This is a genomic window from Actinomadura latina NBRC 106108 (assembly GCF_001552195.1).
Classification (GTDB): domain Bacteria; phylum Actinomycetota; class Actinomycetes; order Streptosporangiales; family Streptosporangiaceae; genus Spirillospora; species Spirillospora latina.
In genome coordinates, this window is the sequence record NZ_BCQS01000047.1 from 1 (window position 1) to 24,002 (window position 24,002).

General features: G+C 72.7%; 25 protein-coding genes. 9 read left to right on the forward strand and 16 right to left on the reverse strand.

Annotation, left to right across the window (positions count from 1 at the left end):
- A partial coding sequence (locus AL2_RS34860; protein WP_245667123.1) for a maltotransferase domain-containing protein occupies positions 1-515 on the reverse strand: 515 nt, incomplete at its 3' end.
- Between the two features lie 253 nt (positions 516-768).
- The gene (locus AL2_RS38240) at positions 769-1,125 is read right to left on the reverse strand and encodes an STAS domain-containing protein (protein ID WP_067641406.1); all 357 of its coding nucleotides are present in this window, start codon (positions 1,123-1,125) and stop codon (positions 769-771) included.
- A 333-nt stretch (positions 1,126-1,458) separates the two neighbouring features.
- On the opposite strand from AL2_RS38240, the gene AL2_RS34870 reads away from it, so the two are divergent.
- The 4 genes from AL2_RS34870 to AL2_RS34880 all read left to right on the forward strand — a co-directional run bounded on the left by AL2_RS34870 (position 1,459) and on the right by AL2_RS34880 (position 4,035).
- Complete coding sequence (locus AL2_RS34870) at positions 1,459-1,734, forward strand: sulfurtransferase TusA family protein (RefSeq protein ID WP_067641408.1); 276 nt, start codon at positions 1,459-1,461, stop codon at positions 1,732-1,734.
- A 119-nt stretch (positions 1,735-1,853) separates the two neighbouring features.
- The gene (locus tag AL2_RS37905) at positions 1,854-2,027 is read left to right on the forward strand and encodes a hypothetical protein (RefSeq protein WP_157438567.1); all 174 of its coding nucleotides are present in this window, start codon (positions 1,854-1,856) and stop codon (positions 2,025-2,027) included.
- Between the two features lies 1 nt (position 2,028).
- Entirely contained in the window at positions 2,029-3,033 is a 1,005-nt protein-coding gene (locus AL2_RS34875; protein WP_067641410.1) for a transglutaminase-like domain-containing protein, read from the forward strand.
- Between the two features lie 45 nt (positions 3,034-3,078).
- Positions 3,079-4,035, forward strand: a complete 957-nt coding sequence (locus tag AL2_RS34880) for a DNA polymerase domain-containing protein (protein ID WP_067641412.1) — start codon at positions 3,079-3,081, stop codon at positions 4,033-4,035.
- A gap of 70 nt (positions 4,036-4,105) precedes the next feature.
- Here the strand turns inward: AL2_RS34880 and AL2_RS34885 are convergent, their stop codons facing one another.
- From AL2_RS34885 to AL2_RS34895, 3 genes are all read right to left on the reverse strand, one after another.
- Positions 4,106-5,320 (reverse strand): cytochrome P450 family protein, encoded by a 1,215-nt coding sequence (locus AL2_RS34885; RefSeq protein WP_067641414.1) that lies wholly within the window; start codon positions 5,318-5,320, stop codon positions 4,106-4,108.
- A gap of 146 nt (positions 5,321-5,466) precedes the next feature.
- Positions 5,467-6,015, reverse strand: coding sequence for a hypothetical protein (locus AL2_RS38875; protein ID WP_067641416.1), 549 nt, complete (start codon positions 6,013-6,015; stop codon positions 5,467-5,469).
- Positions 6,016-6,074: 59 nt separating this feature from the next.
- Positions 6,075-6,923: a PaaX family transcriptional regulator gene (locus tag AL2_RS34895; protein ID WP_067641418.1), complete on the reverse strand. Its 849-nt coding sequence runs from the start codon at positions 6,921-6,923 to the stop codon at positions 6,075-6,077.
- Positions 6,924-7,097: 174 nt separating this feature from the next.
- On the opposite strand from AL2_RS34895, the gene AL2_RS34900 reads away from it, so the two are divergent.
- The 4 genes from AL2_RS34900 (at position 7,098) to AL2_RS34915 (ending at position 10,226) form a co-directional block, all read left to right on the forward strand.
- Positions 7,098-8,006 (forward strand): SDR family NAD(P)-dependent oxidoreductase, encoded by a 909-nt coding sequence (locus AL2_RS34900; RefSeq protein WP_067641420.1) that lies wholly within the window; start codon positions 7,098-7,100, stop codon positions 8,004-8,006.
- Positions 8,003-8,893, forward strand: coding sequence for an amidohydrolase family protein (locus tag AL2_RS34905; protein WP_067641422.1), 891 nt, complete (start codon positions 8,003-8,005; stop codon positions 8,891-8,893). Before AL2_RS34900 ends, AL2_RS34905 begins: the two co-directional genes overlap by 4 nt.
- Positions 8,890-9,342: a MaoC family dehydratase gene (locus tag AL2_RS34910; protein ID WP_067641424.1), complete on the forward strand. Its 453-nt coding sequence runs from the start codon at positions 8,890-8,892 to the stop codon at positions 9,340-9,342. The genes AL2_RS34905 and AL2_RS34910 overlap by 4 nt, the downstream gene beginning before the upstream one ends.
- Positions 9,343-9,425: 83 nt before the next feature.
- The gene (locus tag AL2_RS34915; RefSeq protein WP_067641426.1) at positions 9,426-10,226 is read left to right on the forward strand and encodes an IclR family transcriptional regulator domain-containing protein; all 801 of its coding nucleotides are present in this window, start codon (positions 9,426-9,428) and stop codon (positions 10,224-10,226) included.
- Here AL2_RS34915 and AL2_RS34920 read toward each other — a convergent pair.
- From AL2_RS34920 to AL2_RS34940, 5 genes are read right to left on the reverse strand one after another with little or no spacing between them, the layout of a single operon-like run.
- Positions 10,213-11,169, reverse strand: coding sequence for a quinone oxidoreductase family protein (locus tag AL2_RS34920; protein WP_083947229.1), 957 nt, complete (start codon positions 11,167-11,169; stop codon positions 10,213-10,215). The two genes, AL2_RS34915 and AL2_RS34920, sit on opposite strands and share 14 nt — an antisense overlap.
- A gap of 4 nt (positions 11,170-11,173) precedes the next feature.
- Complete coding sequence (locus AL2_RS34925) at positions 11,174-11,536, reverse strand: hypothetical protein (protein WP_067641428.1); 363 nt, start codon at positions 11,534-11,536, stop codon at positions 11,174-11,176.
- Positions 11,533-12,396: a DODA-type extradiol aromatic ring-opening family dioxygenase gene (locus AL2_RS34930; RefSeq protein ID WP_067641430.1), complete on the reverse strand. Its 864-nt coding sequence runs from the start codon at positions 12,394-12,396 to the stop codon at positions 11,533-11,535. The genes AL2_RS34925 and AL2_RS34930 overlap by 4 nt, the downstream gene beginning before the upstream one ends.
- Positions 12,389-13,219 carry a citryl-CoA lyase gene (locus AL2_RS34935; RefSeq protein ID WP_067641432.1) on the reverse strand — a complete coding sequence of 277 codons (831 nt, stop codon included), beginning with the start codon at positions 13,217-13,219 and terminating at the stop codon, positions 12,389-12,391. The genes AL2_RS34930 and AL2_RS34935 overlap by 8 nt, the downstream gene beginning before the upstream one ends.
- Complete coding sequence (locus AL2_RS34940; RefSeq protein ID WP_067641434.1) at positions 13,212-14,387, reverse strand: CaiB/BaiF CoA transferase family protein; 1,176 nt, start codon at positions 14,385-14,387, stop codon at positions 13,212-13,214. The genes AL2_RS34935 and AL2_RS34940 overlap by 8 nt, the downstream gene beginning before the upstream one ends.
- Before the next feature lie 205 nt (positions 14,388-14,592).
- On the opposite strand from AL2_RS34940, the gene AL2_RS34945 reads away from it, so the two are divergent.
- The gene (locus AL2_RS34945) at positions 14,593-16,026 is read left to right on the forward strand and encodes an amidohydrolase family protein (protein WP_067641436.1); all 1,434 of its coding nucleotides are present in this window, start codon (positions 14,593-14,595) and stop codon (positions 16,024-16,026) included.
- On the opposite strand, the gene AL2_RS34950 is transcribed toward AL2_RS34945, so the two are convergent.
- The 6 genes from AL2_RS34950 to AL2_RS34975 form a co-directional block, all read right to left on the reverse strand.
- Positions 15,987-16,310 carry a DUF6295 family protein gene (locus AL2_RS34950; protein ID WP_067641438.1) on the reverse strand — a complete coding sequence of 108 codons (324 nt, stop codon included), beginning with the start codon at positions 16,308-16,310 and terminating at the stop codon, positions 15,987-15,989. The genes AL2_RS34945 and AL2_RS34950 overlap by 40 nt on opposite strands.
- Before the next feature lie 11 nt (positions 16,311-16,321).
- On the reverse strand, positions 16,322-17,065 hold the full coding sequence (locus AL2_RS34955; protein ID WP_067641441.1) for a dienelactone hydrolase family protein: 744 nt from the start codon (positions 17,063-17,065) through the stop codon (positions 16,322-16,324).
- Positions 17,066-17,108: 43 nt separating this feature from the next.
- Positions 17,109-17,939, reverse strand: a complete 831-nt coding sequence (locus tag AL2_RS34960; RefSeq protein WP_245667128.1) for an undecaprenyl-diphosphate phosphatase — start codon at positions 17,937-17,939, stop codon at positions 17,109-17,111.
- A gap of 159 nt (positions 17,940-18,098) precedes the next feature.
- Positions 18,099-21,425: a serine hydrolase gene (locus AL2_RS39625; RefSeq protein WP_067641445.1), complete on the reverse strand. Its 3,327-nt coding sequence runs from the start codon at positions 21,423-21,425 to the stop codon at positions 18,099-18,101.
- Positions 21,422-22,543, reverse strand: coding sequence for a 5-methyltetrahydropteroyltriglutamate--homocysteine S-methyltransferase (locus tag AL2_RS34970; RefSeq protein ID WP_067641447.1), 1,122 nt, complete (start codon positions 22,541-22,543; stop codon positions 21,422-21,424). Before AL2_RS34970 ends, AL2_RS39625 begins: the two co-directional genes overlap by 4 nt.
- A 194-nt stretch (positions 22,544-22,737) precedes the next feature.
- Positions 22,738-23,985, reverse strand: coding sequence for an extracellular catalytic domain type 1 short-chain-length polyhydroxyalkanoate depolymerase (locus AL2_RS34975; protein WP_245667124.1), 1,248 nt, complete (start codon positions 23,983-23,985; stop codon positions 22,738-22,740).
- Positions 23,986-24,002: the final 17 nt, after the last annotated feature.

Below are 24,002 nucleotides of genomic sequence, written 5' to 3' on the forward strand. Positions count from 1 at the left end.
AGCACGGTGGGGTCTCCGGCGGCGGCGAGCCGTTCGAGCGCGTCCACGTCTTCGTCCGACATGAGACGGGTGAGCCGGGCCAGGACGCGCCGGCCCTTCGGCGGGACCTCGCGGCCGGCCCGCGTGAACAGCGCCACGCCGTCCGCGAGCATGAGTTCGACGTCCTGGCCGCGCGGCACCTTGATCTGCGCGTCGTGCCACCAGTGCGCGATCGGATCGCCCCACGCCTCCACCCGGAACGACCACGACCCCATCTCCGTGGGCGTCACCCGCGCCGACCACCGGTCAAGGCCGACCCCGACCTCCGACATCCGCTGCCCCGGCAGCTCCTCACCGTCCGGCGTGCGCAGCACCACCGCCGCGCCCAGCATCTCGTGCCCCTCCCGGAACACCGTCGCCGACACCTCGACCGTCTCACCCACCACGGCCTTCGCCGGCCACCGGCCGCACCCCACCACCGGCGCCACGTCCAGAATCGGAATGCGACCGAGCTCGCCCTCCAGCTTCACCTGCATGTGCCCGCTCCCGCTCGTCGGCGCCGTCCCCCGGCTTCGGTCCCAGACATCCATGCCCCGTCCGCAACGTCCGGCCATCCCCGCCACCACAAGATCACGCAAAGAACTGCCGCGCCAAGGGAGCAATGTCCTTTTGACGCCCTGCACCCAGCACCCATGGCCCGGGGCCGGGAAGGCGCGACTACGAGCGCTGCCCGCCGCTCGACATGTCCGACGCGTGGATCGACCGCGTCCTGGAGCGCCAGCCGTACGGTTAGCGGTGAGCGGCGAGCGCCTCGCGGGCGGTCGCCACGTCCGGCGCGATCGCGACGCGGCGCTGCAGCCCCGCCACGTCCGACACCCGGCGGACGAGGCCGCGCGGCGGCAGCACCACCCACATGGGGACGCCGAGTTCGCTGGCCCGCATCTGCGAACGGGTGATCACGTTCAGCCCGTTGGAGTCGCAGAACGCGCAGCCGGTGAGATCGAGGATCAGGGCCGGTGTCCCGGAGTCGAGGAGCCGCACGGCCTGGGCCAGGATCTCCTCGCCGTTGCTCAGGTCGACCTCGTCGGGGAACGTCAGCGTCCCGCAGGTCTCCGTGATCTCCACCCGCGCTACTCCGAGCTCCATGGTTCGCCCCAAAGTCGGTTTCCTCACCTGGATGACAACGGGGGGGACTTCACTGCGACTGTAAGCCTCGATCCTGGACGAAACCTGAAAGAAAGAGTCAAGTCTAGGACGTCCCTCGCCCATATCGCCGCCGTACTCGTTCACTCGTGTTTCGTCCCATTTTGTCACTTTTGAGACTCCGCTCGCTCGTCCCGCCGCGGCCCGGCCGCACCGCGCCCGCGCGCCAGTCGCGGCGACGTTCCGCGCGGTGCCCCGACGGGCCCTCGCTGGTGGGCTTGTGGTGACAAAGCCATATATTTCACCCGGCGGGCTGCTAGAACCAGGGGTGTGGGAGTGAGCGCGGACCCAGTGGTCATCGACGGAGGCGACCGCTCCTGCGTGCGCCTCCTGCTGGAGTTGCGCGGACATCTCGCCGGCCTCGCGCCCGGCACCGTCGTCCACCTGATCGCGAGCGACCCGGCGGCGCCCATCGACCTCCCCGCCTGGTGCCATCTGACCGGCCACGCCTACCTCGGTCCCGTCGAGCGGGCGCCGGCTCCCACCTACGCCCTCCGGGTGACCGCCGACCCGCGTCCCACGTCGCCGGAATCGCCCTGGCGTCCCCGCTGAGGCGCTTATAGGCGTAACGCCAATGAGCGGCTACTGTTGGCGCGGGAGCTGAAGGGACGTCGCCATGGGCCGCCCCGCTACGGACCCGACACCAACGTCGGTTCCGGTCGGTGGTACACATGCTGGAGAGTCAGATCCCCTACATCGTGCAGGCCATTCGTGTGCTGCGCGACCCGGAGGTGCTGTACATGGACGTCCGCGAGGGCGTGCTGTCCGCATTCGGTGAGCGCCTCCAGCGCCGCCTCGACCCGTCCGGCTACCGCTCGTCCGGCTACCGCTGCGTGAAACGCTGAGATGGCCCGGGCCGCCGCTCACCCGCTGCTGCGCACGCTCCAAGGGATCCTCGTCATCCCTCCGGAGCACCACCGGCCGGACGTCGACCGGGCCGGCGCCGCCTCGGCGCTCGCCTGCGACCAGGAGACGCTGTCCGCCCTCGCCGGGCACGGGCTCCCGGCCACCGGCGCACGCGGCCGTGAGCGGTTCGACTCCCGGGACCTCTTCAACCTCGCCCTGTACTCCGGCTCCGGGCGCACGGCGGTCGAGCGGGGCGTCTCGGCCGCGCTGCGCTGGACCCGCTCGTCCTGCGAGGACCTCATCGCGCCCCGCATGTCCCGGTTCGAGCTGCGCGTCGCCTGCGGCGCCCCGGACGGCTGCGCTCCCGGCGCCCGCAACACCCTCGCCCGGCCGCGGACCGGCGCCTACGGCGGGAGGGTCCGCCAGGTCCGCGCCCTTCCGGCCGGCGCGGCGCGGAACGTCCACGCCGGGACGGCGGCCACCGCCCGCGCGGCGGGCCCGGCGCTGACCCTGTCCGCCGTCCTGCGGACGGTCGGGGACTGCCCGGTGCTGCGCTCACCCGCGCTGCGCGCGATCCTGCGCGAGTTCGTCGGCGCGGAGCTGCGCTGGCTGCGGCTCCCCGAGGCGATGCGGAACGACGAGTCCCTCATCCCGCAAGGGTTCGCGAGCTGCGGCTCGGCCAGCCGCTACATCGCCCGCCTGTGCCGCGAGGAGGGCATCCCCGCGACGACGCGGATCGGCTGGCTCGTCGGCCTGCCCGACCTCGTGCACGCCTGGGTGGAGGTCGTGGACGACGACGGCGTCACCAAGGTCATCGACCCGACGTTCGTGCTGCTCGCGGAGGTGATCCCGGGCGCCAACCCGATGCTGCGCGACCCGGGCATCGCGTTCCGGACGAACCGCCTCATCCCCACCGCGCTGGGAGTGGGCGCCCACCTCGCGTCCCACACCTGCGACGCGGGCCACGAGCCGCGCGTGACCACGACCCTGGACCCGCTCGGCTGACGGCGCCGCGATCGCCTTGTCGGACGCGTGTGCCAAGGTGGTGGGGTGAGCGCCGAAGAGGAGCGTGACGGGGTCCGGCTGACCAACCTGGACCAGCCCCTGTTCGAGGGGGCGGACGCGACGAAGCGCGACCTGGTCGACTATCTGGACGCCGTCGCCGGGCGCATCGTCCCGCAGCTCGCCGGGCGTCCGCTGTCGGTGATCCGCGTGCTGCGCGGCCAGAAGCCGTTCATGCAGAAGAACCTTCCGAAGTACACCCCCGAGTGGGTGCGGAGGGTGCGGATGTGGGCGGAGACGTCCCGGCGCGAGGTGTCCTACGCGCTGTGCGACGACCGCCGCACGCTGCTGTGGTTCGCCAACCAGCGCGCCGTCGAGTACCACCCGCCGCTCTATCGCGCGGACGCGCCGGACCGGCCCGTCCACCTGGTCATCGACATCGACCCGCCGGGAGCGGACGCGTTCGGCGCCGCCGTCCGCGCCGCGCACCTCGTCCGGCGGGCGATGGACGACTCCGGGCTGCGAGGCGCGGTGAAGACCAGCGGCGCCAAGGGCGTGCACGTGTTCGTGCCACTGGACGGCCGGACGCCCGCCGAGGACGTCGCCGCCGCCACGCGCGCGCTCGGCGTCCGCGCCGAGCGGCTCGACCCCGATCTCGCGACGACGGCGTTCATCCGGGAGGACCGGGGCGGCAAGGTCTTCCTCGACTCGACCCGCGCCGGCGGCGCGACCGTGGTCGCCGCCTACAGCCCGCGCATCCGCCCGGGGACGCCCGTCTCGTTCCCCGTCGCCTGGGACGACCTCGACGGCGTGGCCCCCGCCGACTTCACGATCAAGACCGCGCTCGGCGTCCTCGCCGGCCGCGATTCCTGGTCGGAGCTCCTGCCGGAACCGCAGGCGCTGCCCGCCGACCTGATCGAGCAGGGCCGTGCGATTCCGATCGCGCGCGTCCAGGCGATGCACGAGGGAAAGCGCCGCGCCAGGGCGCGCCGCGACGCGGGCTGACGATTCACCGGGCGGCGCCGCGCCTTTCCCCGGCTTTCGGAAGCGGGCCGGGGAAAGGCGCGACAAAGGCTCAGGAATTCAGCTTGACCGGCAAGGACCGGTGGCCGTTGGAGATGAACGACTCGACCGGGCGCAGCTCGGCCGGGTCGACGGCGAACTCCATCTCGGGGAAGCGGCCGAAGAGGGCGGGCAGCGAGATCTCGGCCTCCATCCGCGCGAGATGCGAACCCACGCAGAAGTGCACGCCGTGACCGAAGGAGATGTGCTCCTTGCTCGCCCGGGTGATGTCGAACAGGTCGGCGTCGTCGCCGTGCAGGGAAAGGTCGCGTCCGGCCGCCGCGTAGGCGGCGAGGATCGCCTCGCCCTTCCCGATCGTGACGCCGTCCACGTCGATGTCCTCTACCGCGTAGCGGAGCGGCAGGTTCGCGACCGGCGCCTGCCAGCGCAGCGCCTCCTCGATCACCTCCGTCCACGGCACCTCGCCGGACCGGACGAGCGCGCGCTGCTCCGGGTGCGTCAGCAGCGCGGTGATCACCTGGTCGAGCAGGTTCACCGTGGTCTCGTGCCCGGCCGAGATCATCAGGATCAGCGTGTCGACCAGCTCGTTCTCGCCCAGCTGCGAGCCGTCCTCGTCGCGGGAGGCGATGAGGACGCCGGCCAGGTCGTCGGCGGGCTCGCGGCGCCGGAACGCGACGAACTCCTGCAGGATGCCGTACATCTCCATCTGGTTGGCGAGGGCCTCCTCCGGCGTCAGCGCCGTGTTGAAGATGCCGTCCACGCAGCGCCGCAGGCTCGGCCGGGTCTCGTCGGGGATGCCGAACAGCCGGCAGATCACCTCGATCGGCAGCGGGTAGGCGAACGCCTCGCGCAGGTCGGCGCGCCCGCCTGGGGACGCGGCGAGCCCCTCGATGAGGCCGGCGGTGATCTGCTCGACGTCCGGCCGGAGCACCTCGGTGCGGCGCGGGGTGAACGCGCGGGAGATGATGTTGCGGAGCCGCCGGTGCTCCTCGCCGTAGGCGGTGAACATGTTCTTCACCGAGACCCACAGGCTGAGCGGCCACTCCTCACCGACCTCCCCGTCGATCCATTTCGTCCAGTGCAGATTCGGGTCCTTCGAGACCCGCGGGTCGGCCAGCAGCCGCTTGAGCTGTTCCTGGCCGGTCACCGCCCACGCCACGACGCCGCCGGGCAGTTCCACGGGCGTCACCGGGCCCCGCGTCCGCAGTTTCGCGGCCTCCCCCTGGACATCGCTGCCGGACGGGTCGATGACAAGCGGATTCTCCATTGCGGGCCTCTCTGCGAACGCGTCGGAGCACACCCGTAAAGGGGGGCGGCTCCCGGATGAACAATGCAGCCAACGTACGGTGCACCGCGCCCGCCCGCCAGATCATCTCGCCGACTTACCGGGTGATCCCCCTTTTTCGGCTTTCCTTAAATGGCGGCCCGGAAATCCTCGGTACGGGAGCCGCTGTGCAGGGGGTCGGTGAGGCGTCCCGCCGCGTCCGGCTCGGCGCCGTGGCCGGCCGGTTCGCCCCAGCCGTGGCCGGGCGACACGACGTTGTCCGGCGGGCTCTCCGCGGCCGCCCCGTACAGGTAGGAGCCGAGCCCGATCAGCAGCCGCTGCACGTCGGCCTGCGGCCGGACGACCAGCCGCAGGAACTGGCTCGTCGACCCGAGCTTGTTGCCGCACTCCCGCACGAGCAGCTGGTCGATCCAGGTGATGAGCTCGGTCGACCCGTTGCCCATCACGACCGTCTGCGGGTTGTGCCCGAGCGCCGAGCACAGCTCCGCGGTGAGCGTGTCGGCGTCGCTCGGGTAGTACTTCAGGATGTCCTCCAGCGAGCCCGCGAGCTGGGAGAACATGCCCGGCGTCGGGAAGTACGGGTTGCACGGGATGCAGAAGTCGACCAGGTCCCGGCGCCCGGAGGAGGCCCGCTGGAGGGCGAAGAAGGACGGGCTGTGCGCGTTCTTGCGCAGCACACTCGGGTCTATCGGCTCCGCTGACACGAAAGACGGTACGCGTCCGTGCGGGGCGGGGTTCAGCGGCGCCCGGCGTCGTCGGCGAGGAGCTTGCGGAGCTGCGCGGTCGCGTCCGGTTCGAGGGCGGCGAACCGCTCCCGGTACAGGGCGGTGGACGCGGACGCGGGCCAGCCGCCGGGGAGGTGCTCGGCGGGCAGGCCGGGATCGGTGCGCAGCAGCTGCAGCCAGTCGGCGCCGAGGAGCGTCAGCCGGGTGAGCGGGCGTCCGTGCCGCTCCCGGTCCGGTGTCCAGGTGGCGAGGAACGCGTCGTGCTCGGCGCGGATCGCGTCGACGTCCCACGCCCGGTGCAGCAGCCGCGGGACGTCGGTGCCCTCCGCCGGGACGGAGTAGAACGCGTCGGCCAGCTCCGCCAGCCCGGCGAACGCGGGACCGGCGAAGATCGCGGCGATGTCGACCCGGCCGGGCGCGATCCACAACCCGTCCCGCAGCCCGCCGAACCCGGCCCAGATGAGCCGGGCGCGGATCTGGTGGCGCAGGTCGCGGCGGCTCTCCGGCATGGAGTAGCTGAGCAGCGTCCACTCGCCGCCGGGGTGGGTGAACGGATGCGCGGACCGCACCCGCGGCGTCGCCTCGCGCAGCAGCTCCTCGGCCCACGGGGTGAGCGAGAACCGCGCGGTGCGGCCCTCCCGGACCCGGGCGAGCAGGCCCTTGCGGGTCATCCGCGCGAGCGTGGCGCGGCCCGCCGCCTCCGCGACCCCGAGGTCGTCCAGCAGGTGCAGGAAGACCCGGGAGCTGATCGGCGGGTGGCCGCGGTCGAGGACGAGCGATCCGAGGAAGCTGAACAGCAGCTGCTGCGGCGCGCGCCGGCGCGGCCGGGCGCTCGGGGGCGCGTCCTGCTCGGCGGTCATGCCCGTCCTTCCCGTCGCCCTCATCGTCGTGATCGCCCTCATCGTCGTGATCGGTGGCCATCACACCATGCCGTGACGCCTTCCCGCCGCGATCCAGATTATTCGATTAAATATTGACGCACGACATCAGAGAATCTAGCTTCTAGGGACAAGGCCGGACCAGGAAGGGTGGCAATGGAGCTGAACGGGAAGGTGGCGGTGATCACCGGCGCCGGGCGCGGCCTCGGCCTCGCCTACGCCGCGGAACTCGGCCGCGCGGGCGCGTCCGTCGTGGTCAACGACGCGGACGCGGCCTCGGCCGAGGCCGCGGCGAAGCAGATCGCCGACGCGGGCGGACGGGCCGTCGCGCACCCCGCCGCGGTCGGCCTCGCCGAGACCGCCGACGCCCTGGTCGGACGGGCGGTGGCGGAGTTCGGCCGGCTGGACGTGATGGTGACCAACGCCGGCGTCCTGCGCGACCGGGTCCTGTGGAAGATGACCGACGACGACTTCGACACCGTCGTCCAGGTGCATCTCAAGGGCACGTTCACCTGCGCCCGCGCGGCGGCGCGCCGGTTCCGCGAGCAGGGCGGCGGCGGGCGGCTCATCCTGGTCGGCTCCCCGGCCGGGCAGCGCGGCAACTTCGGGCAGACGAACTACGCGGCGGCCAAGGCCGGAATCATCGGGTTCGTCCGCACCTGGGCGATGGAACTGGCCCGCGCGAACGTCACCGTGAACGCGGTCGTCCCGGTCGCGGCGACCGCGATGACCGAGACGATCCCCGCGCTCGCCCCGTACGTCGAGGCGATGCGGCGAGGTGAGGAGATGCCGCCGTTCGCGCGCCGCGCCCTCGCCTTCGGCACCCCGGAGGACGCCGCCGGGCTGGTGGCGTTCCTCGCCTCGGACGCCGCGGCCGGCATCACCGGGCAGGCGATCGGCGTCGGCGGTGACCGGCTCTCCCTCTGGACGCATCCGACCCAGGCCGCCGCCGCCTACCGGGACGGCGGCTGGAGCGCCGACGACGTCGCCGCGGCCTGGCCCGCGATCTTCGCCGAGCACGAGCAGAGCGTGGGGGAGAACCTGCCCGAGGAGCAGCCCCGGTGAGCGGGCTCGACCTGGACGCGCTGGAGGCGATCGACGTCCACGTCCACGTGGAGTCCGACCTGCACGGGCATCTCTCACTGCCGGACGAGTTCATGGAGGCGTCCGCGAAGTACTTCGGCGCGGACGCCGACCGGACCCCCACGATCGACGAGATCGCGTCCCACTACCGGGAGCGGCGCCTGGCCGCGGTCGTGTTCACCGTCGACATCGAGAACGCCACCGGGCACCCCGCCCTCTCCAACGAGGAGATCGCCGACCGGGCCGCCGAGCACCCCGACGTGCTCATCCCGTTCGCGAGCGTCGACCCCGCCAAGGGACGCGCCGGCGCCCGGACGTTCCGCCGGCTGATCGAGGAACGCGGCGTGCGCGGCATCAAGTTCCACCCGTCCCTGCAGGGCTTCGCGCCCAACGACCGCAGCGCCTACCCGCTGCTGGAGGTCGCCGCCGAGCACGGCGTCCCGGCGCTGTTCCACACCGGGCAGACCGGGATCGGCGCGGGCATGCCGGGCGGCGGCGGCATCCGCCTCGGCCTGTCGAACCCGATGCTGCTGGACGACGTCGCCGTCGACATCCCCGACCTGACGATCATCATGGCGCATCCGTCCTTCCCCTGGCAGGACGAGGCGCTCGCCGTGGCCACGCACAAGCCGAACGTCTACATCGACCTGTCGGGCTGGTCGCCGAAGTACTTCCCGCCGCAGCTCGTCCGGTACGCCAACGGCCTCCTGCAGGACAAGGTCCTGTTCGGCTCCGACTACCCGGTGATCACCCCGGACCGGTGGCGGAGGGACTTCGACGAGCTGGAGATCAAGCCGCACGTCCGTCCCAAGATCCTCAAGGACAACGCCGTCCGGGTCCTCGGCCTGGGAAGCAAGGAGAAGGCATGAGCACGACCGTCGCGTTCGAGGACCTGAAGAGCCTGGCCGGCGGCTCGCTCGGCACCGGCCGCTGGCTGGAGGTCGACCAGGCCCGCATCGACACGTTCGCGGACGCCACCGACGACCACCAGTGGATCCACGTCGACCCGGAGCGGGCGAAGGACGGCCCCTTCGGCGGCCCCATCGCGCACGGCTACCTGACGCTGTCGCTGGTCATCCCGCTGTGGACGGAGCTGCTCGACGTCACCGGCGTCACGACCAAGGTCAACTACGGCCTGAACAGGGTGCGCTTCCCGGCTCCCGTCCCGGCCGGCTCCCGCGTCCGCCTCTCCGGCACCCTCGCGGACGTCGCGGACATCGACGGCGGCGTCCAGGTCACCGCCGACCTCGTCGTCGAGATCGAGAACCACGGCAAGCCCGCCTGCGTCCTCCAGGCCATCTTCCGCTTCCATCCCTGAGCCCTCCCGGGTCGCGGAGCTCCGGTCAGTCGTCCGTATGATGAACAGCCGAGTGACGCGGACGGCCGGCGAGGGGATGATCGATGCCACGGGAAGGCACCGGACCTGATTTCATCGAGGCGCTGGCCCGGGGCCTCGACGTCATCACCGCCTTCGAGGCGCGGCGGCCCGTGATGTCCCTCGCGCAGGTCGCGGAGGCCAGCGGGCTGGCCCGGCCGACCGCCCGCCGCATCCTGCTCACGCTGCGGGAACTCGGGTACGTGCGGGTCGGCGACGGCGGCTACGCCCTCACCCCGCGCGTGCTCGACCTCGGCGTCGCCTACGTCCGTTCCATGGGGCTCTGGGACGTGGCGCGCCCGCACATGGAGAGGCTCGTCGCCCGGACGAACGAGTCGTGCTCGATCGCGCAGCTCGACGGGTCCGACATCGTCTACGTCGCGCGCGTCGCCGTCCCCAAAATCGTCGCGCTGGCGGTGCAGATCGGCACCCGGTTCCCGGCCCTGCAGACCTCCCTCGGCAAGGTGCAGCTCGCCGCGCTCGACCCGGACGAGGTCGACCGGATCCTCGCCGAGCCGACCCGCTCCGGCCTGGAGCCCCGCGTCCGGCTCGGCAAGGCCGAGCGGGACGCGGAGCTGCGCGAGGTGCGGGCGCGCGGCTGGGCGCTGACCGACGAGCAGCTCGCGCGCGGCATCCGCTCGGTCGCGGCGCCGCTGCGGGACGGCTCGGGCACGGTCATCGCGGGCATCAACGTCAACACGCACGCCGCCGAGACGCCCGTCGAGCAGCTCCTCGAGGAGTACCTGCCGATGCTGCTGCACACGGCGGGGGAGATCAGCGCCGACTTCGCGCGGCTGGAGACCGTCCCGCAGGTCACCGCGGGGTGAGGACGATCCGCCCCGCCGCCGTTCCCTCGGCCTGACGCCGCCACGCCGCCGCCGCGTCCGCCAGGGGCACGGTCTCGTGGGCGACGGCCAGCCTCCCGGACGCGGCCTGTTCCGCGACGAACGCGATCGAGGACGCCCGCTGCTCCGCCGACAGCTCGTTGTTCGTGTAGCCGAGCAGCCGCAGCGACTTCCCGCGAATCGTGGAGGAGTCGATCGGGCACGTCTCGTCCGCCGAACTCCCGAGGTTGACGAGCCGCCCACCGGCGCGCAGCGTCCGGGCCGCTGCCGCCGCCGGGGCACCGAACAGCGGGTCGAGCACCAGGTCCACGGCCCCGGCGGCGGCGTCGGCGAACCGGCGGGCCAGCGCGCCGACGTCGTCGGTGTCGAGCGCGACGACCGCGTCCGCCCCGGCCCGCGCGGCCCGCGCCCGCGCCTCCGGCGACCGGGCGCCGGCGATGATCCGCCGCGCGCCCGCCGTCCGGGCGAGCCGCACGGCGGCCTGCCCGACGACCCCGCCCGCGCCGAGCACGATGACCTGCTCCCCGGCGGCCAGCTCGCCGCGCCAGGTCAGCGCCATGTGCGCGGCGACGGCCGAGAGCCCGAGCGCCGCCAGCTGCACCGGGTCGACGCCGTCCGGCAGCTCCACGAGCGATGCCTCCGGGACGGCGGCGACCTCGGCCATGCTCCCGTCGCCCGGCGCCATCCCGGCCGGGCTCGGGAACCAGACCGTCCGGCCGCCGGACGTCCCGACGCCCTGGACGCCCGGCACGTACGGCGTCGCGGGCCTCCCGAAGTAGGACGTCCCGCTCGCGCACAGCAGGTCGAGCGGCGTGATCGGCGCGGCGAGCACGTCCACCAGGACCTCGCCGCTTCCCGGCACGGGCGGCCTGCGCTCCGCCACCACGGGCGGGCCTCCGCATTCCCTGATCTCGGCGGCGCGCATCGGCTCAGGTCGCGATGTCGGGGTAGGGGAGCGCGAAGTGCCCGAGCCGCTCCGCGTACTCCAGCTGGAAGCCGAGCGGCTCGTCGTAGTCGCGCTCGAACATCGCGATGAACAGCGTCAGCGTCAGGAACGGGTGCGCGCCCAGCTCGAACAGCTTCGGGTAGTCGTGCCCGGCGAGCGCGGCGCGCTCCTCGTCGCCGAACTTCAGCCAGGTGGACGACTCGCCGCCGTGGCAGTTGATGATGCGGTTGGCCTGTTCCTCCTCCCACCACGCCACCGTCGCCTCCGGCTCGTTCCGGTAGCGCTCGACGAGGTCGGGGTCGCGGTCGACGGTGTAGAGGAACTTGTTCAGCAGGTACTTGCTCACTCGCCCGCTCCGTTCGGGTACCAGGTGAAGTAGGCCTCCATCGTGTGGAACAGGTCGTAGGTGTCGACGTAGTCGGCCTTCCGGCCCTCGCCGGCGACGCCCATCATCAGCATGAAGTCCATGAACCCGTGGGTGGCGTTGCCCGGCGCGTGCAGGCTGTCGAGGGTGACCTCCGACAGGCAGCCCTCGATGTCGCCGGACGAGATCCACTCGACGGCCTTAGCGTCGAACTCGGGGTCGGGCCCGTGCGGGCCGAACTGGCGCGGTCCGCCCAGCTCCAGGGACAGGTGCCCGGTGCCGATGACCGCGACCCGCTGGTTCCCGGGCCACGACTCGACGAGCTCCCGGATCGTCTTCCCGAGCTGGACGAACCGCTTCGGCCGCGGCAGCGGCGGCGCGAAGATGTTGGTGTAGACGGGGACGATCGGCAGGTCGTTCTGCGGGCGCAGCGTGATGATCGGGCACGTGATCGAGTGGTCGATGCGCAGCTCGTTGGAGAACGCCAGGTCGAAGCCCGCGTCCAGGCCCTCGCGCAGCATGTACTCCGACAGGTCCTCCTGCCCGGTGAACAGCATGCGCGGCAGCCCGAACTCGCGTTCCTCGTTGTACCAGTTCGCGTCGTAGAAGGGCGCCTTGCCGATGAGGAACTGCGGCATGTTGTCGAGCCACAGCTGGTGGAAGTGGTCGGAGCCGACCATCACCAGGACGTCCGGCCGGGCCTTCGTCAGCGTCTCGCGGAACGCCTCGACCTTGCGGACCCACTCGTCCGCGAAGTCGGGACGGTCCTCGCCCGTCGACGTGCTCGCGCGGTGGTAGAAGGGGTGGTGGGTCGAAGCGATCACAGCGACCAGTTCAGCCATGACGGTCTCCGGGGGTGTAGGGGTCGGGGGCGACGGACCGGTTGTTGAGGTCGACCGACAGGAAGATCTCGTTGCCGACGGGGTTGCGGAGCTCCTCGGCGAGCTGCCCGATCAGCCCGGCGGTGCGGGCGAGCAGCGCGAACCCGCGCAGCAGCTCCAGCGGGAGGCCGAGGTCGGCGAGCGCGGCGCCGCACACGCCGGCGCCGTTCAGCGGCAGCGTCTTGCCGAGCACCTCGGGGTGGATGCGGCCGATCGCGGCGAACAGCGACAGGTGCGGGCCGTACAGGCCCTCCTCAGTAGCGATCTGCATCAGCCGCGGAGTGCGCGGGTCGCCGTCCTTGTGCACGTGGTGGCCGAGGCCGGGGACGAACCGCTTCGCCTCCCGCTCCCGCTGGACGGTCCGCAGCGCCAGCGCGTCCCAGCCCGCGTCGTCGGCCGGCAGGTCGCCGTCCACCGAGGTCAGGACGTCGTGCAGGAAGCGGCCCGTGTCCTCGGTGACGCCGAGGAAGCGGGACCCGCCGCCCAGCAGCCCGGCGGCGAGCGCGCCCTGCACGGAGTCGGGCGCCGACAGGTACGTCAGCCGGGTGACGATCGCGGTCGGGGTGAAGCCGTGGTCGGCGAGCGCCGCGAGGACCGCCTCGAAGACCCGCGTCTCGCCGGGCTCGGGCCGCCGCTGCGCGGCCAGCCAGAACGCCAGCTCGCCGAAACCGACCTCGCCCATCACGTCCCGCGCGAGGTCGTGGCCCAGCAGCGTGATCGTCTCCCGGCTGGACGCGCCCAGCGCCGTCGGATACTCGGGCGGGTGCTCGGGGGTGTCAGCCACGGTCGTCCTCCTGCGGTTCGGACAGCCATTCACGCAGCTCGGCGCCGTGTTCGTCCAGACCCGGCGGCGGCAGCCGGTACGTCGCGGGCGTCTCGGAGAAGCGGATGGGGTGCCGGGTCGTCGGCACCGCGTGCTCGCCCTCGCCGACGACCACGACCGGGTCCAGCTCGAAGCGCTCGGCCATCGCGAAGCCGCCGTCGATCGTGTTGATCGGGCCGCTCGGCACGCCCGCGTCCACGAGCAGCTCGAACCACTCGACGGCGCCCCGCAGCTTCAGCCGCTCCACCAGGATCGGGCGCAGCTCCGCGCGGTTGGCGGTCCGGCCCGCGTTGGTCGCGAAGCGCGGGTCGTCCGGGACGTCCGGGATGCCGAGCACCTCGCACAGCCTGCGGAACTGGCCGTCGTTCGCCGCCGTGACGATCAGGTCGTTGTCGGCGGTCGGCAGCGGCTCGTAGGGGAACACGCTCGGGTGCGCGTTGCCCATCCGGTACGGGACGGTGTCGCCCGCGACGTAGGCGGAGCTGTGGTTGACGAGCCCCGTCAGCGCCGACGACAGCAGGTTCACCTCGACGAGCTGGCCCCGGCCGGTCGCGTCGCGGTGCCGCAGCGCCGCCAGGATGCCGATGGCGGCGTGGTTGCCCGCCATCACGTCGAACACCGAGATGCCCGCCCGGTACGGCGGGCCGTCCGGGTCGCCGGTCAGGCTCATCAGCCCGGAGATCGCCTGCACCATCAGGTCGTAGCCGGGGACCTTGCGTCCGGCGCCCGACCCGAACCCGGTGATCGAGCTGTAGACGATGCCGGGGTTGGCGGCGCGGACCGAGTCGTAGTCGAGGCCGAAGCGGGCGAGGCCGCCCGGCTTGAAGTTCTCGATCAGGACGTCCGCGCGGCGCGCCAGCTCGCGGCCGGCGGCCGCGTCCTTCTCGTCCCGCAGGTCCAGGGCGATCGAGCGCTTCCCCCGGTTGACGCCGAGGTAGTAGGTCGCGACGTCACCGCGCGCGGGCGGCGTCCAGGTGCGGGTGTCGTCGCCGTTCGGCCCCTCCACCTTGACCACGTCCGCGCCGAGGTCGGCCAGCAGCATCGTCGCGTAGGGGCCGGCCAGGATCCGGGAGAAGTCCGCCACCAGCACCCCCGAGAGCGGCCCGCCGCGCGTGGTGTCGTCAGTCATCCGGCTCCCTCGATCGAAGCATGCTCGTCCGTTCAACGGACACTCGTCCGTCAATCCGATTGTGGCACGCCCATATCCGCCGTGGTCAAGTGGTTGACACTTTGACTACCGGTGACGAGAGTGGCCACATGCAGGTTTGACCGTACAGCGGACATCGGTCCGTGACTGCTCCCGGCGGTCGGATCCCGAGACGAGGAGAACGACGATGAGCGAGTTCGAGCCGGGGCGTCCCCTGGTGCTGCGCGGCGGCATGGTGCTGCCGATGACCGACGGGCGCGAGGTCCTGGACCGCGCCGACGTCCTCATCGAGGGCGACCGCATCAGCGCGGTCGGGCCGGACCTCCCGGTACCGGACGGCACCGCCGAGATCGACGCGTCCGGCGGCATCGTCATGCCCGGCATGATCGACACGCACCGGCACATGTGGCAGACCGCGATGCGCGGCTACGGCGCCGACTGGACGCTGACGCAGTACTTCGTCTGGTACTACCTGGAGCACGGCAAGCGGTTCCGGCCCGAGGACGTCCACGCCGGGAACCTCCTCGCGGCGATCGAGGCGATCGACGCCGGCGTCACCACGGTCGTCGACTGGTCGCACGGCCTGCAGACCCCCGACCACGCCGACGCCGCCGTGGACGCGCTGCGCTCGGTGCCCGGACGGTTCGTCCTCGCCTACGGCAACATCCAGGCGCCGCCCGCCGAATGGACCGCGACGCCCGAGTTCCGCGCCCTCGCCGGCAAGCTCACCGGCGGCGACATGCTCGGCTTCCAGGTCGCGTTCGACGTCGTCGGCGACCCCTCCTTCCCGGAGAAGCCCGCGTTCGAGGTCGCCCGCGAACTCGGCCTGCCCGTCACCACGCACGCCGGCGTCTGGGGCGCTACCAGCGACGAGGGCATCAAGCAGATGCACGACCACGGGTTCATGACGCCCGAGACCGTGTACGTGCACGCCGCGTCCCTGTCCGCGGACTCCTACCACCGCATCGCCGCCACCGGCGGGTCCATCTCCGTCTCGACCGAGAGCGAGCAGAGCGCCGGGCAGGGCTACCCGCCCACCTGGGTGCTCCGCAACCACGACATCCCGGTGTCGCTGTCGATGGACACGAGCGTCTGGTGGAGCGGCGACCTGTTCTCCGCCATGCGCACCACGCTCGGCGCCGACCGCTGCCGCATGCACCTGGAGGCGCACGGCAGGGGCGACACCGTCACCCACTGCACCCTGCGCGCCGACCAGGTCGTCGACTGGGCCACCCGCGGCGGCGCCCGGACGCTCGGCCGCGACGACCTCGGCAGCCTCGCACCCGGCAAGAAGGCCGACGTCGTCCTGATCAAGAACGACCACTCGCCGGTTTCGTTCCCCGTCCTCAACCCCTACGGGCACGTCGCGTTCCAGGCCCAGCGCGGGGACGTCCACACCGTCCTGGTCGACGGCCGCGTGGTCAAGCACGACCACCGCCTGCTCGACGCCGACCTCGCCGCCGCGCGCCGCGAGGTCGAGGCGACCGTCGAGTACCTGCGCTCGTCGATGGGGGAGGAGGCGTGGGCGGCCGGCATGAACCCCGACATCCCCGAGACGAAGATCCTCGACAACCCCTACACCTACACCGACTTCCGCAGCGACGCCACGCGCACCCGCTGAACGGGAACCCGGCGCTCTACCGAGGACGCGAGGCCGGGCGGCGCCGCGGCCAGGGCCTGCTGGATGGCGTCGACCAGCGCCAGCGCCGCCTCCTCGGTCAGCTCGACGGCGACGCGCGCGGACGGGCCGTCGCCCGGGTTGGTGAAGTCGATGTTCACCGTGTGCTCGTGGCACGCGTGGTACGGGTGGTCGACGTAGACGGCGCCGCCGGTGAGCGTGAACCAGCCGTTCGCGCCCTTCGCCGCGCCGTCCAGCGCCACCTTCACGGTCTGGTAGGTGCACATGGCGTCTCCTCTCAGGCGCTCAGGTGGCGACCGTAGAACGCGAAGATCTTCGCCCAGCCGTCCTTGGCGGCGGCGGGCCGGAACGCGGGACGCTCGACGGCGAAGAACGCGTGCCCCGCGCCGGCGTAGCTGTGGAACTCGTGCTCCTTGCCGAGCCTGGTCAGCTCCGCGTCCAGCACGGCCACCTCGTCCGGCGCGGGGAACTGGTCGTCGTCGCCGAACAGGCCGAGCAGCGGGCACGACAGCTCCGGCGCCTTGGACAGCAGCGACCCCATCTTCAGCGGGGAGTCGGCCGGCGGGTCCTTGACGACGAACGCGCCGTAGCAGTCGACGGCGGCGTCGAGGTCCAGGGAGCAGGCCGCGAGGAACGCGTGCCGGCCGCCCGAGCAGTGGCCGATCACGCCGATCTTCCCGTTGGCGTGCTCCAGCGAGTTCAGGTGCGCGGCGGCCCCGGCGACGTCGCCGACGAGCTGCTCGTCCGGCACGCCGCCCTTCGCGCGGACGGCGGCGGCCTGGTCGTCGGGGCTGACGCCCGCGCCCTCGCGCGAGTACAGGTTCGGGACGATCGCGGCGTACCCGTGCGCGGCGAACGTGCGGGCGAACTCCTTCGTGCCGGAGTCGTACCCGGGCAGGTGGTGGATCAGCACCACGCCGCCGCGCGGGGCGTCGCTCAGCGGCCGCGCGAGATATGCCTCCAGTTCGGCGTCCCCGTCCCCGGTGATGGAGACGGTTCCGGCCCACATCGCGTCATTCAACGGCCCAGTCCTTTCGCATCTGTGCCTTCCCCTCCGGGGGAACTCAGGCGTTCAGCGTCCCCGCGCTCAGCAGGCCGAACAGGAGCAGGCCGACGATGACCCGGTAGACCACGAACGACGTGAAGCTGTGCCGCGCCACGAACCGGAGCAGCCAGGCGATGGACGCGTAGGCGACCGCGAACGACACGGCGGTGCCGATGGCGAGCGGCAGCGCGTCCACCCCGGCGCCGAGCGCGGTGGGCAGCTCGTAGACGCCGGCGCCGGTCAGCGCGGGGATGCCGAGGAAGAACGACAGCCGGGTCGCGGCGACGCGGTCGAGGCCGAGCATCAGCCCGACCGACATCGTCGCGCCGGACCGGGAGAAGCCGGGGAACAGCATCGCGAGGATCTGCGACGACCCGATCACCATCGCGTCGGTGAGGGACGTGTCGTCCTCGCCGCGCTTGTGCCGGCCGAACCGGTCGGCGAGCCACATGACGACGCTGCCCGCGAGCAGCGATCCGGCGACCACCCACAGCGAGGCCAGCGGGCCCTCGATGAGGTCCTTGGCGGCGACGCCCACGATGACCACGGGGACGGTCGCGTAGATCACCCACCAGGCGAACTTGTAGTCGTGGTGGTATCGCTGCGACGGGTCGGCGATCCCGCGCCCCCACGCGCCGACGATCCGGACGATGTCCCGGAAGAAGTACACCAGCACGGCCGCGATCGCGCCGACCTGGATCACGGCGGTGAACCCGACGACGGCCTTGTCGTCCACCGGGATGCCCATCAGGCCCTCGGTGATCTTCAGGTGCCCGGTCGAGGACACCGGGAGGAACTCGGTCAGGCCCTCCACGATCCCGAGGACGACGGCCTGCCCGACATTGATCACGCTCAACGGTCCGGTTCCTCTCCAGCCCCGCTCCCGCCCTGCGCGGGGGCCGCCGCGAGCCTACTGCCGCCCGCCGGGCGCGATCCCCGCTCAGGGAGATTACTTCACCCACCATTAACCGAAAGGCCAGGTTCCGTTACCGGACGCGCCGCCGCCGGTTCAGCCGGTCTTCGGGGTGGCGCGCAGGCCGAAGTGGAGGTAGCGCTCGCCGGTCGGGAGGGCGTAGAACGTCACGGCCATCCAGTTGTCCGTACCGGGTTCCCGGACGGCGAACACGTCCTCCTCGATCGCCGCCATCGGGTACTCCCGCACCCTGTCGGGCAGCATCGAGGCCAGCGGGCCGGTCGCCGTCGTCCGCAGGACGGGCCCGTCCTCGCCGCGGAGCACCTCCAGCCGCGAGCCGGCCCGCTCGTAGGTCCCGAGGTGCCGCTCGAAGCCCGCGGCGACGGGTTCGGCGGGCGGTCGCAGCGGCGGATCCGGCGCGACGCCGGCGAGAGCGGTGAAGACCTCCCGGTTCAGCGCCTCGCTGAGCCCTTCGGTGTCGCCGCCGTTGGTGAGCAGGACGACGACGAGGCCCTCGTCCGGCAGCACGTGCAGGTAGGCGTTCTGCCCGATCGTCGAGCCGCCGTGCCCGATGACCGGGCGCCCGTCCCAGGTCATCCGGATCCAGCCGAGCCCCCACGACTCGCCGAGCGTGCGGGTGTCCGGCAGCTCCGCGTGCCGGGCGGCCATGGCGGCGGTGCCCTCCTCGCTCAGCAGCCGCGTCCCGTCGGGCGCGCGCCCGCCGGTGAGGTGCATGCGCGCGAAGGCGAGCACGTCCGCGGCGGACGCGCCGATCAGCCCGGCGGGGCCGATGGACCTCGGCAGCTGCCACACCGGGGCGCGGGACGGCTCGGACCCGTCCGCGCTCACATGCCCGACGGCGGCGCGGTGCAGCAGCGCCTCCTCGGGCAGCGTGATCGTGCGCCGCAGCCCCAGCGGCTCGACGATGCGCTCCCGGATCGCCTCGTCCCACGTCCGGCCGGTCAGCCTCTCGATCACCCGCCCGGCCAGCGAGAAGCCGGAGTTGCAGTAGGACCAGGTCGCTCCCAGCGGATGGTTCTGCGCCACGTCCGCGAGGACGGCCGTGTACCTCTCCAGGCAGTCGTCGCCGCGCCCGGTGTCGGTGAACACGTCGCCGTCGATGCCGCTCGTGTGGGTGAGCAGATGCCGCATGGTCACGTTCTTGGCGGCCTCGCGGTCGGCCAGCCGCAGCTCGGGGAGCACCTCGATGACCGGTGCGTCGAGGTCGAGGAGGCCCTCGTCCACGAGCTGCATCACGACGGTCGCCGTCCAGACCTTGGTGATCGACCCGATCTGGAACACCGAGTCGGTCGTGGTCTCCACGCCGGTGTCCTTGTTCAGGACGCCGTACGCCGCCTCGGCCAGCTCGTCCTCGCGGCCGGGCCGCAGCCGCAGGATGCCGAGCGAGGCGCCGGGCACGCGGTACCGGGCGGCGAGCGCGGCGAGCCGCCGCCGCCAGTGCCCCGCGTCGACGGGCGGGCGGCGGGGCCCGGCGGTGCCGGCCCCGTGGCCCGCGTACCGCTCGGCCCACTCCACGACGCGCCGGTTGTAGTCGATCCGGTGGGACGGCCGCCCGTCCATGACGAACAGGTGCGAGGCGCCCGGGTAGAGCACGAGCCTGGCCGGGACGCCCCGCTCCCGCAGCGCGGTGTGCCACTGCTGGGCCTGGCCGGCGGGGCAGCCCAGGTCGTCCGCGCCGTGCAGGAGCAGCGTGGGTGCCGTCACCCGGTCGACGCGCGCGAGCGGCGACATCGCCGCATACCGTTCTGGACGCGTCCAGAACGGGCCGCCCAGCTCGGACTCGCTCAGGCCGTGGCCCCCGTGCGCGGTGCCGCCTAAGCTCGTCAGATCGGTGACCGCGCCGCCCGCGATCGCCGCCCTGAACCGGCCGTCCCGCCCGGTGAGGTAGCAGGTCATGAAGCCGCCGTAGCTGTAGCCGGTGACGGCGAGCCGGTCCGGGTCGGCGATCCCGGCGGCGACCAGGTCGTCGACCGGCTCCAGCAGGTCCGCCGCGTCGGCCTCGCCCCACGCGCCCTCGGCGGCCCGCCAGAACCGCTCGCCGTAGCCGTCGCTGCCGCGCGGGTTGAGCAGCAGCACCGTCCAGCCGGAGGCGGCCAGCTCCTGGTGGTAGAGGCGCACGTCGTCGGCGGCGCCGTTCCACGCGTTGTGCGGGCCGCCGTGCACGTCCAGCAGAAGGGGTTGCGGGCCCGCCGCGTCGGGGTCGCGGACGAGCCAGCCCTGGACCACCGTCCCGTCCGAGATGGTGAACTCGCGCTCCTCCCGGACGAACGGGACGGCGGCGGCGTCCGCGCCGTGCTCGGTGAGCACGGTCTCCGTGCCGGTCGTGAGATCGACGGCCACGATCTCGCCGTACGAGGTGGGCGTGCCGAGGACGATCACGGCCGTGTCCCCCGCGACCGACATGCCGGACACGATGCGTCCGTCACCGGTGACCACCGGACGCGGCTCTTCCCCCTCCACCGGGACGGAGTAGACGTGCGTGCAGCCCCGGTCGCGGACGCAGAACAGCACGGTGCGCCCGTCGCCGCCGAACTGGGGTGAGGCTCCGGGGTACGCCGTGCCGCCCGTCATGACGTTGCGGTCCAGCGGGGCGGACAGGTTCGCGGGCGCCCCGCCGTCCAGCGGCACGCGCAGCAGCGCGGTATGGCCCACCCGCGCCCCGGTCATGCCCGCGACCAGCAGGGATCCGCCGTCCGGCGTCCAGGCGACCGCGCCGGCGAAGCCCTCGGGGAGCCCCGCGACCCGGGGGGACGCGGTCTCCTTCGTGACGTCGATGACGTGCACGGGCGTGCGGGACGTCAGGTCCGCGTCCGGGGCCGTCGCGGCGGCGAACGCCAGCCTCGTCCCGTCCGGCGACCAGCACGGGTCGCCGGCGTGCCAGTCCCCCTCGGTGACCTGCCGGCACCGCCGGGTCGCCACGTCGACCACGTGCAGGTGCCGCCGCACGCCGCCCACGAGGCCGAGGCCGTCGGCCCGGTAGTCGAGCCGGTCGGCCACGACCGGGCCCCCGCCGCCCGGGTCCACGGCGGCGGTGAACGCGATCCGCGTGCCGTCCGGGCTCCACACCGGCGCGCCCGCCCCGAGCGGCAGGCCGGTGAGCGGCTCGGGCTCCCCGCCGTCGGCCGGGAGCAGCCACACCTGCGGCGGGCCGTCCTGCGCGCGCAGGAACGCGACCCGCGTCCCGTCCGGCGACCAGGCGGGCGCGGTGTCGGACGGGCCGCGGGTCAGCCGCCGGGGCCGGCCGCCCGGCACGTCCACCCGCCAGAGCGCCCGCGCGTTCCGGTCGGCGCCCGTGTCGCAGGTGCGCAGCACGTAGACGGCCTGCGTGCCGCCGGGGGACAGCGCGGGCCGCTCGGGGACGGCGATGGCGGTCAGATCGTCGATGCGGGGGCGCCGCGTCACCCCCAGATCTCCTGGGCGGTCTCGGCGATGAGGCGCAGCTTGGCCGCCTGCTGCGCGGCGGTCAGCACGTTGCCCTCGACCGTCGAGGAGAACCCGCACTGCGGCGACAGGCAGATCTGCTCCAGCGGCACGAACCGCGATGCCTCGTCGATGCGGCGCTTCAGGTCGTCCTTGGACTCCAGTTCGCCGCGCTTGGTCGTGACCAGCCCGAGCACGACCATCTTGCCCGGCGGGACGAACCGGAGCGGCTCGAAGCCCCCCGACCTGGCGTCGTCGTACTCCAGGAAGAACCCGTTCACGTCCAGCTCGCTGAACAGCGCCTCGGCGACGAAGTCGTAGCCGCCCTCGGCCGTCCAGGACGAGCGGAAGTTGCCCCGGCACATGTGCGTGGTGACGTTCATGCCCTCGGGACGCCCCGCCAGCGCGGCGTTGATCTGCCTGATGTAGCGCAGGTGCAGGTGCTCGGCGTCGTCGCCCCGCTCGGTGATCATGGCGCGCTGCGCCGGGTCGTTGAGGTAGGCGAGGCTGGTGTCGTCCAGCTGCAGGTACCGGCATCCCATCTCGCCGAGCCGCCGCACCTGCTCGGCGTACGCGGCGGCGAGGTCGGACCAGAACTCCTCGATGTCGGGGTAGACCCTCGGGTCGATCGAGGCCGGGCCGCCCCGGTAGTGCACCATGTTCGGCGACGGGATCGTCAGCTTCGGCGTCACCCCCTCGCCGGTCGCGCGCTGCAGGAACGCGAAGTGGTCGGCGAAGATCGTCTCGTCCAGCCGGACCTTGTCGTGCACCCGCAGCGCCGCCGTGCTGAACTCGATGTCGCCCTGCTCGTTGTGGAACCGCACCTTGATCTTGTCGTCCGCGGGGCTGATCCCGCCGAGCCGGTAGATGAAGTCCATGTGCCAGGACGTGCGGCGGAACTCCCCGTCGGTCGCCGACCGCAGCCCCGCCTCCCGCTGCACGGCGACCACGTCGCGGATGGCGGCGTCTTCCGCCGCGGCCAGCGCGGCGTCGTCGATGACGCCCTTGGCGTGATCGTCCCGGGCGGCCAGCAGCGCGGGTGGACGTAGCAGGCTGCCGACATGGTCGCCGCGGAACGGCGGCTCGGTGCGCAGAGACAAGACTTGCTCCTCCCGCGAAAAACGACGTGGTCCTGCCAATCTAGGCACGTCTGTCACGGCGATCAACGAGTTGTCCAGAATGCCGCGCCACCTGGTGCGCAGTGGAGCCGGCGGCACGTGGTCAGATGCGGCTCGTTCCGGGTGCGGCCCGCCGATCGGGGGCGCGCTGGACGCCTCCGCACGGGAACGGGCGGTCACGCGGTCGAGCAGGCGGTCCCGTTGAGGGTGAACCCGGCCGGTGCGCCGGTGTCGCCGCTGTGCGTGGCCTGCAGGCCGATGCCGACGGAGCCGCCGGCGGGGATCGCGGCGTTGTAGGACACGTTCGTCGCGCTGACCGCGCCGCTCGCCGGCCGGTAGTCCGCGCCCCACCCAGACGTGATCGTCTGCCCGGCGGGCAGGGTGAAGCCGAGCGTCCAGCCGTTGATCGCGGTGGACCCGGTGTTGGTGATCGTGATGCTCGCGACCAGGCCCGTGTTCCACGCGTTGACCGAGTACGCGACGGCGCAGTCCGCGGACCCGCCACCGTCGTCCGGGGGCTCGGTCGTGCCGCCTTGGTCGAGCCCGAAGAACTCGATCGTCCGCTGAGCCATGCCCGAGGCCATCAGGTTGTGGCCGACGCCCTGCAGGGAGTACGCCTCGACCTTGTCGCCGTACCGGGTGCGGGTCCAGCCCTGCTGCGGCTGGTCGGTGGCGGTCGGCGCGGTGGACAGGCCGTGGACGTTCGTCCACTGGTCGATCTCCTCGCCGAAGTTGGGGTAGCGCAGCGTGTCGTCCGCGGTTCCGTGCCACAGCTGCACCCGCGGCCTGGGCCCGGAGTAGCCGGGGTCGGCGGAGCGGGCGATGTCACCCCACTGCTGCGGCGTCTTCAGGACGGTCCCGTTGGCGCACGCGCTGTTCCACTCCGAGCCGTCGGCCGTGGCGAAGCACCCGTCCGGCACCCCGGCGAACACCGCGCCCGCCGCGAACACGTCGGGGTAGTCGGCCAGCATCACGTTCGTCATCATCGCGCCGGACGAGACACCGGCGACGAACACCCTGGCCGCGTCCCCGCCGTACCGCTGCAGCGTGTAGCGGACCATCGACATGAGCCCGACCGGGTCGCTCCCGCCGTCCCGCTTCAGCGCCTGCGGGGAGGAGACGTCGAAGCAGGCGCCGCTGCGCGTCGCCGACGGGTAGATCACGATGAACCCGTACTGGTCGGCGAGGCGCGCGAACTCCGTCCCCGAGTACATCGCGGGCCCCGACCCCGTGCACCAGTGCACCGCCAGCAGCACCGGCGGCCGCTCCTGCACCCGGTCGGGCACGTACAGATGCATCCGGAGCCCGCTCGGATTCGTGCCGAAGTCCGTGACCTCCGTCAGCGACGCCGCCGACGCCGGCGGCCCCACCAGAACGGCCATCGCGGCGACCAGAGCCGCCACCAGCACACCCAAGGCCCTCACAAGACCACCACTTCCCG